The 11,720-nt window shown below is 62.1% G+C and carries 5 protein-coding genes and 1 pseudogene; 4 read left to right on the forward strand and 2 right to left on the reverse strand.

Annotation, left to right across the window (positions count from 1 at the left end; genetic code table 11):
- Positions 1 to 1,916 precede the first annotated feature (1,916 nt).
- Positions 1,917 to 2,993, reverse strand: a complete 1,077-nt coding sequence (locus tag ABZ293_RS19225) for a LuxR C-terminal-related transcriptional regulator (RefSeq protein WP_355182295.1) — start codon at positions 2,991 to 2,993, stop codon at positions 1,917 to 1,919.
- A gap of 57 nt (positions 2,994 to 3,050) precedes the next feature.
- On the opposite strand from ABZ293_RS19225, the gene ABZ293_RS19230 reads away from it, so the two are divergent.
- From ABZ293_RS19230 to ABZ293_RS19245, 4 genes and pseudogenes are all read left to right on the forward strand, one after another.
- The gene (locus ABZ293_RS19230; RefSeq protein ID WP_355182297.1) at positions 3,051 to 3,527 is read left to right on the forward strand and encodes a hypothetical protein; all 477 of its coding nucleotides are present in this window, start codon (positions 3,051 to 3,053) and stop codon (positions 3,525 to 3,527) included.
- A 609-nt stretch (positions 3,528 to 4,136) separates the two neighbouring features.
- Positions 4,137 to 4,589, forward strand: a pseudogene (locus ABZ293_RS19235) (ATP-binding protein); the annotation flags it as partial.
- Positions 4,590 to 4,685: 96 nt separating this feature from the next.
- Positions 4,686 to 6,857, forward strand: a complete 2,172-nt coding sequence (locus ABZ293_RS19240) for a LuxR C-terminal-related transcriptional regulator (RefSeq protein ID WP_355182320.1) — start codon at positions 4,686 to 4,688, stop codon at positions 6,855 to 6,857.
- A 450-nt stretch (positions 6,858 to 7,307) separates the two neighbouring features.
- Positions 7,308 to 8,072, forward strand: a complete 765-nt coding sequence (locus tag ABZ293_RS19245) for a hypothetical protein (RefSeq protein ID WP_355182299.1) — start codon at positions 7,308 to 7,310, stop codon at positions 8,070 to 8,072.
- A 1,153-nt stretch (positions 8,073 to 9,225) separates the two neighbouring features.
- Here ABZ293_RS19245 and ABZ293_RS19250 read toward each other — a convergent pair.
- Positions 9,226 to 11,559: a helix-turn-helix transcriptional regulator gene (locus ABZ293_RS19250; RefSeq protein ID WP_355182301.1), complete on the reverse strand. Its 2,334-nt coding sequence runs from the start codon at positions 11,557 to 11,559 to the stop codon at positions 9,226 to 9,228.
- Between the last annotated feature and the right edge of the window lie 161 nt (positions 11,560 to 11,720).

Consider the following 11,720-nt stretch of genomic DNA (forward strand, 5'->3'; position numbering starts at 1 on the left):
TCGCGGACCACCGAGTCCGAAACATCGGCCGAGTTCCCTGGTCGATCACCAGGGCAGTCGGTTTCGATGCTGGTCACCGATGCATTCACCCGCGGAGGTTCTCCGCACGCGCAGGCATCGGCGCTACGTCGTCGACACTCCAACGACGTGGCGTCGACAGCTCCGGCCCGCCGGGTCACTCGCGAGGCACTCACGCTCGACCCGGGATCGGCGACCCGGACCCGTATGACACCGTACAAATACGGATCTTTTCAAACCACCCGATCCATAGACTCTGAGCGCACAAACACCTGTTCCTATTCAACGAAATGATGAGGTTGGGATGAGGACATCGAGAGCGGTCGCAGCGTCTGCGGCGAGCGAGGCCGCACCGCTCAGCGCAGGAGTTATAACCGGCGGCGGTAACGCCTCGGCCGCCTCCTACAACGGGGTGTACGGTGCCGGCCATTCCGTCATCGACCACCACGACCTGATAGGCGGTACCACATTCCCGATCCACGAGAACGGATGGAATTGTGTTGTAACCGTGAGGGATACACCCGGTCAGGCGATTCCCATGCTGGCCGATGTGGGACCTCCAGGATGAAAGAGGACCGCCGTAATTACACAACCTATGCCGTCCGCGGTCTATGTGCATGCACCGCATACCTGCATCGAATGGGAGGGACAACTCCAGCCACCGCCGGCCCAAGGGAACTTCTTTATCCAGGAAGGACACTACGGCTGATGCTGCCCTCATAACGGCGGTCCCGCGGCGGCGGGCATCACGGTGGCGATTCCCGGTCGGAGCAACTCAGCGCTGGACACGCGCCGCCGTACGGCGGTCGGCAGCATTTCGCGCAGATGGCGGGGTTGTCTATTCTCCGGCGAATCTGATTCCGATCCGATCGGCCGCACCTAATGGCTCGGTCCGAAGGAGCGACCGACGCCACAACACCTGACGGCACGATCGTCCACTCCGAACTGCAACTGGACCTGCGACGATCTGTTCCCATCGTTGGAAATATCTCAGCAAAAATTCCTTACCATGTTCAATTCTAGGCTTTACAACAACATGAAAGACGGTCTTCTCCGATGAAAAAGGCTCTTTACGCTGCAACAGTTCCCCTGGCTGCGGTGGCCTTGTCTGTGCTTCCCGCCGGGTCTGCACAGGCTGCCGCCTCAGCCTCGAACGCAGCACAAATTTGCGGATCAGGGTATCAACCACTCGACCAGAAGACCATACCCGGTGCAGTAGTCTATCTTTCCTACAATGGGGGCACGGACTGCGTCGTGACCATGAAGACTGCGTTTCTCGGTCAACCGACCACCACCACGGCTGCCATCATAGTCACCAACAGCACTGAAATTGGTGGCCCGTCAGACCACGATACAGGTAACTATAGCTATTATGCTGGCCCAGCTCGGGAATATGCACCAGGGAAGTGCATTCGATGGGGCGGAGATGCTTTGAACCCCGACAGAAGTATGGGCGGATTTTTAACCGGACCAGAGCACTGCGGCTGAGATCGTTTCTCCTCTCGTCGATTTCGCCTTCGTCAGTTTCTTGTAGCAGGTGGGCGTGGCGAGGAGGGTCGGAAAGGCGCAGAAGCGGATGCTTTTGCGCCCGAACCTCAGTCGAGCCTGCTCGTGAGGCCGAAACGTCAAGCATCTCTTGAGAACAAACGGTTAAGAATGTCCTGAGACTTCACATTTGACACTCCAAAGGCCGAATGCTCATGGCTGGGTATCCCCTGGTTCGACGATCGACTTATCACGATCAGCGAAGCGGGACAGCCGATCCGACCGGAGCACTACTCGGACATGTTCCAGCTGTTTCGAGAGCGCGCCGGTCTTCGCCGCATTCCACTGAAGGGACTGCGGAGCACGAGTGTCGGCCTAATGCTGGCGCTCGGCATCCCTGCACATGTCGTCGCCTAATTCGACGATGAGCCGTTGGAGTGCTGCTGGCGCGTTGCCCGCAGTCCCTGTTCGGCATTGGCCACCAGTTGCACGCGTGATTGTGCGCCGCGCTTTGCCAGTATGGCCGAGACGTGCGACTCCACTGTGCGTTGTGAAAGGTATGTCCGAGCCGCGATTTCGGAGTTGCTGTGGCCCAGGGCAATCAATTCTGCCACGCGTTTTTCGGCAGGTGTCAGCGCTGGCTGCCCGGTGTTGGTGTGACCGCTCAGACGATTGCGGCCTCGACGAATTCCGAACTGGCGCAAGCGCGCATCGGCCCGTGTGATGCCCAATGCCGCCCCGAGGGCCGAGTACTGATCTACCGCTCGGTACAGCGCGGCACGTGCATCGTCCCGGCGCCCCGATGCGCCGAGCAGCGTAGCCAGGTTCTCGCACGCCTGCCCGACGTAGTGTGGACGGCCCGCGGCCCGGAATTCGACTTCGGCCGACTCGACCAATGTCGGCTTACTGTCGGCGAGTCCGCGACAAAGGAGTGCTGTGCCACGGCGGGCGGCAGTCGAATATCGACTCTCCCATTGCTCAGCAAGCAAGGCCACCTGCGTTGAGAGCTTCGAATCTCCGGCAGTCAGCGCCATCCGAGCGAGGTCCGGATATATGTAATAGCGCAACGCCATAGTGGCACCGTCAGCTGTGTCATCACAGAGCACTACCAGTCGCTTGATCGCATCCGCTAACTGTCTGTTTGCTTCGTCTGCGAGCGCTCGGGCCCATGACCACACGAATTGCTGCTCGCAGGTGTCCGAGGCTTCGCGGAAATCGGCCGGATCCAATACTTCCGCACCGATGATGCCGCGATTGATCTCGATCAGTGTGGACCAGCTTCGCGTCGTAGGGTCGTCGGCCCTTACAGGCGAAGATGATTCGATCTGGTCCTCGGCTACCGCGTCCCAGTTGCCGGTGAGGAATCGAAGCCTTGCATGAGCCCGCCATGACCGCGTTGGGTCGATTCCCGGTTCCACGCGACCGAGTTCGAGGGAGCGATTCAGCGTGTCCTCTGCTTCGGTCGTGCGCCCCAACTCGATCAGGCACAAAGCGCGAACCGCGAAAAGGTCGAATGCCAGTGGGCGCCACTGCAACAGGACACCGCAATGGCGGTGGTCGTCGGCTACTTCATTGCCCAATTCGGCGGCCTCGTCCAACAGGCCCTCGTGGTAGCGGATCATCCCCAGCACGTGGCGACCGAGTCCTGTTGCCGTCGTGTCGTTTTCCGACTCGCCAACCGAGATAGCCTCGGCCGCGGCTGCCTCGGCGTCAGTGGTGCGCTGGCGGGCCAACAGAATCAGGGCCGCCAGACCGGACAACCTGCCTCGCACAGCCTCGTGGCGATCGACCCGATCGATGGCCGCATTAATTGTCTCCAGCGCATCGGTGAAGCGACCTTGGGTGTATTCCACGTGCGCGCAGAGCCACACCATGTCGGCGAGCTCGCGGGGGTGACGATCCGACTGGCGTGCGTGCTCCAGCGCCGATCGAACAACAGGGACCGCCGCAGCAGCGCGACCACAGCGCAGCAGCGCTCGCACCCGCCACACGGACAACACCTCGACGATATCGTCGTCTGGTAGCCCCACCGCGCAGGCTCGTGTCAGCAGGCGGACCACGAGTCGCGAGTCCTGCAAGGTCAGAACGGCCGCGACTGCGGCAATCCATTCGAGCAGGTCTTGGTCGAACGATGCGCTGGCTGCCAACAAGTAGCGTGCGATTCGCTGGTCGGATACGCCGGCTGGGATGAGCCGCCGAGCTGCGTGCAGGGGCATTTGCGCGCGGTCCGGTGCGGGCAGACGATTGGCGAAAGTCGTGCGTAGTGCATTGTCACGAAAGGTCAACTCATCACCCATATGCTGCAGAACACCGCAGTCCACCGCATTGTCGAGCATCGCCCATATCGTGAGCAATGGCTGGTCGAGGATGATCGCGAGTTCAACGGGCTCGATATTCGGCCCGACCGCGGCTGCCGTTGACAATACGTTCTGCACAGCTGGATCCAGATAGTCCAACTGCCTCGTGTCCTCCATAACCAGTCCTCCCAGGCCAGGTCTACGGCAGTCTTGTATCCAGTCACAACGCTCGTCAAGGGCCGGTACTCCCGCACGTGGGCATTCCCGATCGGTAGTGTCGAGTCTTTTACACTGACAATTGTGGTTAGCAGCGCGAACGGCGAGTTACACGGCCGTATGGACGAAATCGCTTGTGCGACTGAGTTGATCACCCAGGCACAGGCGGGCAACGGCAACGTCGCGACGATTATCGGCGAGCCCGGCCTCGGGAAGACCGCGCTGCTGAGCTTGCTGCGCAACGAGGCAGCACTCCGGGGTTTCCGGGTGCTTGCCGGAGCGGCAACCCGCCTCGACAAGCATGTGTCATTCGCCGGCCTCAGTGCCTGTTTCGAGGGGCATATCGGGCCACATGAACCGCTCATCGAGAGAGTACTCACGCTGCTCAGCGGGGTCGAAAGAGCGGAAGGTGGCCTGCTCGGCCGAGAACTCGCGATCACCGAGTCGCTGTTGGCCCTCATGGACCACTGGTGCGCTACAGCTCCAGTGGCCGTCATCGTGGACGACGCGCAATGGGCCGACGGCTCCACGATGAAGGTGTTACAGCACCTGAGCCGATATGCCGTCCAGCAGCCGGTACTGCTGTTGATGGCGACTCGTCGATCGCAGTTGCCGACGGTCCTCGCCGAACTGGATTCGACCGGCGGGCACCACATCGAGCTGGCACCGTTGAGCGAGCCCGCGGTGGTGGCAATGGTGGCACAGACGCTGGGGCGAGCACCCGAGCCCGTCGAGCTGGCGGCCGTCGCCAGAGCTGGCGGAAATCCGCTGTATATAACGGAAATACTCGCGGGAATCACGCATACGTCGACGCTTCCGACCGCCGGACAGCCACCTGACTCCTCTGACGATGTCATTGAGGCGAGGCTTGCGCTGCTCCCAGCGTCCGCACGTCAGGTGCTGTCGGTTGCGTCTGTGCTAGTGCCGAATATTGTAACGACAGAGCTCGCGGAAGTGCTCGATGCTCCCGCTGGGCATATCGACTCCGTCGTGAAACTGGCGCTTGAGGCCGGATTGCTGGCCGGTACCCCAGAACGGTTCACCTTTCGCCACGATCTCATCCAACAAGTCCTAGCTGAGCGTGTGCCGCAGGCGACCCAGCGGAACCTGCACGATCGGGCCGCGCTGATACTAGCAGCGAACGAGGCCTCGCCCGAGCGCGTCGCGGGCCACCTGGTGCAGGCTGCTCACCATATGGTCAACCCGACAATGGAAACTTGGCTGCTCGACAATATGAGCGGACTTGCCCTCCGGGCACCGGAACTCGCGGCCGACTTGATCGAGCGCACCCTACCGAGAGTCTCGCGGGTGTCCAACGCCTACCGGGCATTGTGGGAGCACTATATTCGCGCATTGCTGACGAAAGGCAGCTCGAGTGAAGCCGAAGCGTCGATCCGCGCGTTGTTGCGGTCGAACGAGCCCATGGACCAACTGCCGTCATTCACCGCAATCCTCTGGTGGCTTCTCACGATGGCTTGCATCGGGCAAGGCAAGCTGGACGAGACGATATCGACGATTCGGCAGGTGACGGAACGGCAGATACTCACCGAATCGGAGCTCTCCCGCTATACCGGGCTTGCCAGTATCTGCCATTATCTGCTCGGTCGGCTGGAACCGGCCGAGCTCGCAGCAAAAGACGCTTTCACGCACGGCGACTTCGGAAATCACGCTGCGGTGACATTGGGATCCCTGGCCTACATCAGCGGTCGGCTGGACGAAGCATTGAGCTACGGCCAACTCGTCGTGCACGGCTACCAGACGCAACCACTCGATGACAAATCGGATCAGTTCGATCCCTATATGCTGCAAGGCAACAGTCTTGCCGAATTGGACCGCTACCCCGAAGCTCTCCACCTTCATGGAGTAGCGGTGCTGCACGGATACCAACACCAGGGCACGTTCATCGCGTCGAGCTTGTACGCGCGGGCACGGATCCATTTCCTCACCGGCAATTGGGATGACAGCCTGGCCGAAATCGAGGCGTGCGCAGACACGCCGGACCCCATGGACTTCGGTCCGACAGGACTAGCTCTGGCCGACTTGATCGCCGTACGACGTGGCATGAGCCCGGCGGTCCATCCGTACTCGTCGGCCGAGGGATTCGGCAGCCGCGACCGAAAACCGTGGCAAGCGTGGACGCACGCCCTCCTACTCGAACGCGACGGCGAACTGGAACACGCCCAGCAAGTGCTCGCCGAAGTATGCACGCAGACCTTGGCCGTGCCGACGTTGTATTACCTGTTCCCGGATCTGGCTCGTCTTGCCTTCACGTGCGACAACGACGCACTCTCCCATGAGATCGCAGCGAAAGCCGAACTATTGGCCGAGACATCGACACCAACGCACAGCCGCCGCGGTACCGCGTTGTACTGCCGCGGTCTGGCGGATAGTCGGCGCGACTTGCTCGACGCGGCGGCCGACGCGTTCCGCAGCGCCGGGCGACCGCTCTACGAAGCATTGGCTCGCGAAGCCCTCGCTGCCGCCCTGGCGGCCGATGGACATCGAACCGAGGCACGAAAATCGCTGGTAGCGGCCATCGCACAGTATCAACGACTCGACGCGTATTGGGACATAGCCCGCGCCGAATCAACATTGCGCAAACATGGAGTCCGCCTCGGTCAGGTCGGCCCCCGCAACCGACCCAAAACAGGTTGGGCAGCATTGACTCCCACCGAGCACCGGGTCGCGAAGCTGGTCGCCGAGGGCCACTCCAATGCGGCGATCGGCACTCAAATGGTCCTGTCACGGCGAACCGTTCAATCTCATGTATCCAGCATCCTGACCAAGCTCGCGGCACAATCCCGGGTTCAGATCGCGATCGAATTCCATCGCCAGCGCTGAGGCAATGTCGATCCTTGGACAACCGACGAACGAATAAACGAACCCCATAAGCGCATCGTCACGGCCGAACGCGCCCAACACGATTCCACCGTTCTCTCGAGCTGTCAGCATGGCCAGCAAAACCCCGGCGTACGATCACGTTGGCGCGCAACGAGACTCGGCGCAAGTTCGGGCTCGACTCCGAGGACACTGCGTTTGGCCCGACCGCAGGGCCCGCTCGGACGTGGGCGGGACAAGTGCGTCTCTCACACCCAGTGAGCGCACCGTCGCCGAGAGGATGCGCCAACGCAGCGGTTGCGAATCGCCTCTATATGCCGAACACACTGTCGCCAAGCATGTTTCGAAGATCCTGGCCGAACTCGAACTCCGCTCTCGCATCCAAATCGCAGGAGTCCTCGCGAGCCCGCAGGGTACTGCCAGGATGTCAGAACAGACCGATACTCTCGCGATATGAGCGACATCACGAAAAGCGTTGAGGTCCCGGAGTACACGGACGCCGAGTTGGTCGCAGGTGAGGAACTCGCCGGCGAACCGGCCTTCTGGCTTGCTCACCTGCTGGTGACGATGGGCGATCTCTCGGCCGACACAGATGAATACGGCGTCGCGGCGTCCGCGTTCAAGCCGATGCTGGAACGTCTCAGCGACGCCGAGCAACCGTGGCGTGTGTTCCGGGTCGCCTTCGGCGACGGACACACTGTCTTCGTCATCTATGCCAACTTCGAGGACACGAATACAGTCGAGTTCGTGGTACGCCACCCCACCTGGGACCGTCTCGGGCATCTGGGGCAGTGCGGGCCCGAGGAGGCCGGGCCGGGACTGTCCTGGACGGAGTTGACCGCCATCGCCGCGAGCGTGCCGGAGCACGCGTCTGACGCCGAGGGCCTCGTCGATCCGGCACAGCGCCTTCTGCTTCTCTTGCCCATGCTCGGGGACGCCGCCACGCCAGAGGACGCATGGGAGGTCGTCGCCCGCGCCCTCGTTCGCTGCGGTGCACCAGACGATGTAGCGCCCCGGTTCGCACGGGAGCTGCTCGGGACCGATATCGACGATGGGTATTCCGAACCGTCGTGGATGGTAGCCGGGGACAATCCGGTGCCCATCTGCTCTTCGCACTACAGCCCGCGCCAGATCCCTATCGCGCTGGGGATTACCCCGAATCAGGCCCAAGCCTTGGCCGAAGCGCTCCGCGGCGACGGCCCGTCGGGACCGATCTGAGTAAGCGTGTCCGGGCCTCAACAACTTTGGGCTCATCGGACCACTTGACCAGGCCGCTATGCACCGGTTTACCACTGCTGGCAACATAGCTCGACCGTCACCAAGTGCAGCGTTAGCTTATGGGACACCCACCGAAAGGTATGTCCCCGACATGGATCTGATCACAATGATTTTGGCGCCGTTTACGTCCTTGACAGACACCGGCAGTTCCTGCACCAATTGGTGCTTTCCCTGGTAGAGAGCCCATTATTCCGTTAGGACGAAAGGAGGTTCAGTGTGCGTATCACCAAAGTCTCCGCCGCCGTCGCAGTCGCAATCGCCGCAACGGGGCTGGCAATGAATTGCGGCGCTGCACCAAGTCACACAGAAGGCGTCGCAGCAGAGGGTGCCATCGTTTCGCCGACCGTGGATAGCCGTGCCGATGAGCCGATCGGGGACCACGCGAGTGCGTGTGATCTCCCCGGAGTACTGGCCAATCCCGGCACGGCGCTAATTTGCGTCATCACCGGTTCGTCCAGCTTCTGACGAGGCCAACGACTGCGTTCTCGGCCGGTCGCCGCTCGCGCGACGACCGGTCAAGAGCTAACGCATGCCCTATGACGAATCTTCCCAGGCCGAGAAACGTATCTGCCAAGGTGCGCTGATTCACCACCAACGCCGTCAGCGGCCCCCGCTTCCCACGATTCACCGACCTGCACCAACTGGCAAAACGTCGACCAGCCCTATACCAGGCGGGCTTGAAACATTGCGTCGTCATACCTTGGGACCTTCAGCTTCATACCCTTTAGAAAGGTGTCGACGTCGGGAAACGCCTGGGGCAAGCCAGCACCGGAGGTCGGTATCGCGCAGATGAGCGGCGGCGCGCAGGCGCTGTCGGACTCGCGGGCCGTCGATGTGAAACTCAGCCCCGATGTCGCTCTCCGAGCGCTGCTCGAGCCAAAACATCCGAGCAGCATTGGCTTTCGGACCGGACCACCCAGTGAGGACACTCCTAGCTTGCGCGGGGCTTTGACACACCAGGTACCAGTGCGGTTCATCCCTGGCGCTCGGTCCATGTCGATCTCCTCCTGGCGGCGCCAAGTGTCGATCGTCTGACCGCTGACCCCCAGATCCGCCGCGATCTGAGCGATCGGCTGCCACCAGGTCGAACACCTTACGAAGGACCGTCGACCATATCCTCACGGCGGTCCGACGCCGCAGCTATGTCGCGAACCAACGTCACTGGTTCCTGCGTGACACCCGAGAACGTCGTGCCAAGGGGATGTCCTGAGATCGGATCGACGAAGTCGGCATAACCGTTGTGGAGCAGGACTTGGACCGCGAAATGGCTCAATGCCGCGACGAATTCGATCGGCTGCTCGGCCACCCACCATAGGTCGTTGCCGCGAAGATAGTTGTCCCGGAGAAAATCTGCTTCGGTCACCACCTCGTCGGGCCTGTGTTCACCGGTAACCACGCGGTGGCGGAGCGTTTCGCCTTTCACTCCCGACATGAGTTCGGCGAGATCCGCGCGGCCGAGAATGTCGAGCAGGTCGCCGTCCGGCGTGCGGACGGCGACGTGCCGAGGCACCCATTGCCCGTCCGCCATGGCATCGATGACGACAACGTCCCAACTCGTCAAGGAATGCAGAGCGCCCGCCAAGAAGTGGCAATACGCACCGGCGAAAAATTCGGCGGCTTGTTCATCGACAACGCCAGGTGTGAGGGTCAACTTGTGACGTCCGTGGGATGTCGGCTCCTCCAGGTCGAACTCGATGGGGCCATTGAGGTCGAGCAGGAACGGATCAGAACGCCAACGGGATTCATCCGGCAGCACCGGCGGTTGAGGCGGTGGCGGAACCGCGGTGTGGTCCGAGTCGGCGCCGCGTGCCTGAAACCGGCGCCACTCGAGGTTTTCTGGATGGGCGGGAGGCGTGAAATGTTCCGCCACCCGCGATCTGGATTCATCGATGAATCCTTGCTGATCAACCCGTCCGGCAGCGGCCGATCGCGTCGAGATCGACCTGGAAACGACGCTCGCGTCCGGTGCGCCCAGTAGTAGCAGGACCTCCTGGGCTGTGTCGGTGGAAATACCGTAATTGCGGCAGGCATTCTGTACGATCTCCGGTCGCGCCTCGACGGTGTCGGTCTCAATTCTCCTGAGTTGCCGCACCCCTACACCGATCGCGAAGTCATTCTGTTCGATTCCCAGGTAGCGGCGCAGCAACCGCAACCAATCATTGGCCGGATACGGCATCTTGGGATCTACATCGGCCGCGCGCGGAGCAAACTCACGCCCCGGATCAAACCGCCCGACACCGCGTCCTCCGCAAAACCAGTGCAGCAGCGCCACCGCGAAATCGTCGGGAAGACTGTTCGTGATGCATACGGCGATCGCCATTTCCGCCGAAGCCTGCTGGTCATGGTGTTCAACTCGACGTATTTGCCGTATGCCGTAACCGTCTGCGAAGTTGTGCTGTTGCTTGCGCAAGCGACGACGCAGCAGCTCGAGCACGTCGTTCAGCGCAAACGGCTCCTCCGGATCGAACTCGTTGAGATCGATCGGCCCCTCGGGGATCGGGGGAATGGCCCTGGGGTGCAACGGTTCACGGAACGTAGAAAGGTCGTCAGCGACCGGGCCTGGTTCCAATCCACGAGCCTCTTCGTTGACCGGGTCGGTAGAGGCTGCACTGTGCCCCGGCTCCGCGCCGGTGCTTTCGGGCGACGGGAGTACGCTCCGCGCGGACATCGGGTCGCGTTCGTCGCGTTCGTCCTCGGCTGCACGCCGCAGCGCATCGGCGAACAGCCCGAGCGCCCGCTCAACGTCGTCGGAGTGGCGGCCGGGACGGTTCTGTCCACGGGCGTACTCGGTGACCAACCGGCGCTCGCGGCGGTCCAAAGACGCCAGCGCGCGGTAAGCGGCCGCCGAACTCGTCTCGTCGAGCATCGAGGCCAGCGGTCTGTCGGCCCGCCGCCGAAGAGCGAGCAGCGCCGCACGCTCGCGTAACGCGGAATCGATTGCCGCCTCGACATATTCGGGTGGCGCGAAGGCCGGCACACCTCGCCCGCGCAGCACATCGGTGATGGCAACCGCCAAGGCGCGGTCCGCACGGCGCGCTGTCACCTTCCGCAGCGTCTTCTCGAATATCTGCGCCGGGTAGTCGGGACCGACGATCCGGTTCAGTGCGGCGTTGGCATACCGCAGGTTCGAGTGCACCGTCTTGACGCTGGTACCGATGTGTTCCGAGATCTCGACCGGCGTCATACCTCGCGCCAGCAGCTCGACACATTCGGCCATCATGCCCGACAGCTTCCACAGCACGTCTTCATCTGCGGCCAATCGCGCCCTGATCGAGCTGAGCGGACTGTCCGCAGTGATCAGCCAGGTGTCGATTCGTTCGCGGGCTTCGGTTACCCAATCCGCGGTCAGATCAAGAATTTCCGCGATATCGTCCTGTGACACACCCGCGTGAAACAACAACGCGGCATCGGCCAGATCGACCGGCATGCCCGCCAATGCCCTCCACACCCGCTCACGATCACGCCTGTGAGTCACTGGGTTTCCGGCAGGGTGGCTAGTGCCTCTGCAAGGAAGGTTGGCTCGGTAATCGGGTCAGCGGGGTGGCGAGTTGATCGCTGGCGCTGCAGTGGTGATGCTGCCTGGGGAGG

Source organism: Nocardia sp. NPDC005998 (genome assembly GCF_040614395.1).
Classification (GTDB): domain Bacteria; phylum Actinomycetota; class Actinomycetes; order Mycobacteriales; family Mycobacteriaceae; genus Nocardia.

Coding starts and splice junctions, on each gene's coding strand:
- ABZ293_RS19230 (WP_355182297.1), top strand. CDS start 3,051: ATGGCGGTGGTCGTCGGCTACTTCATTGCCCAATTCGGCGGCCTCGTC.
- ABZ293_RS19250 (WP_355182301.1), bottom strand. CDS start 11,559: ATGCCGGTCGATCTGGCCGATGCCGCGTTGTTGTTTCACGCGGGTGTG.
- ABZ293_RS19245 (WP_355182299.1), top strand. CDS start 7,308: ATGAGCGACATCACGAAAAGCGTTGAGGTCCCGGAGTACACGGACGCC.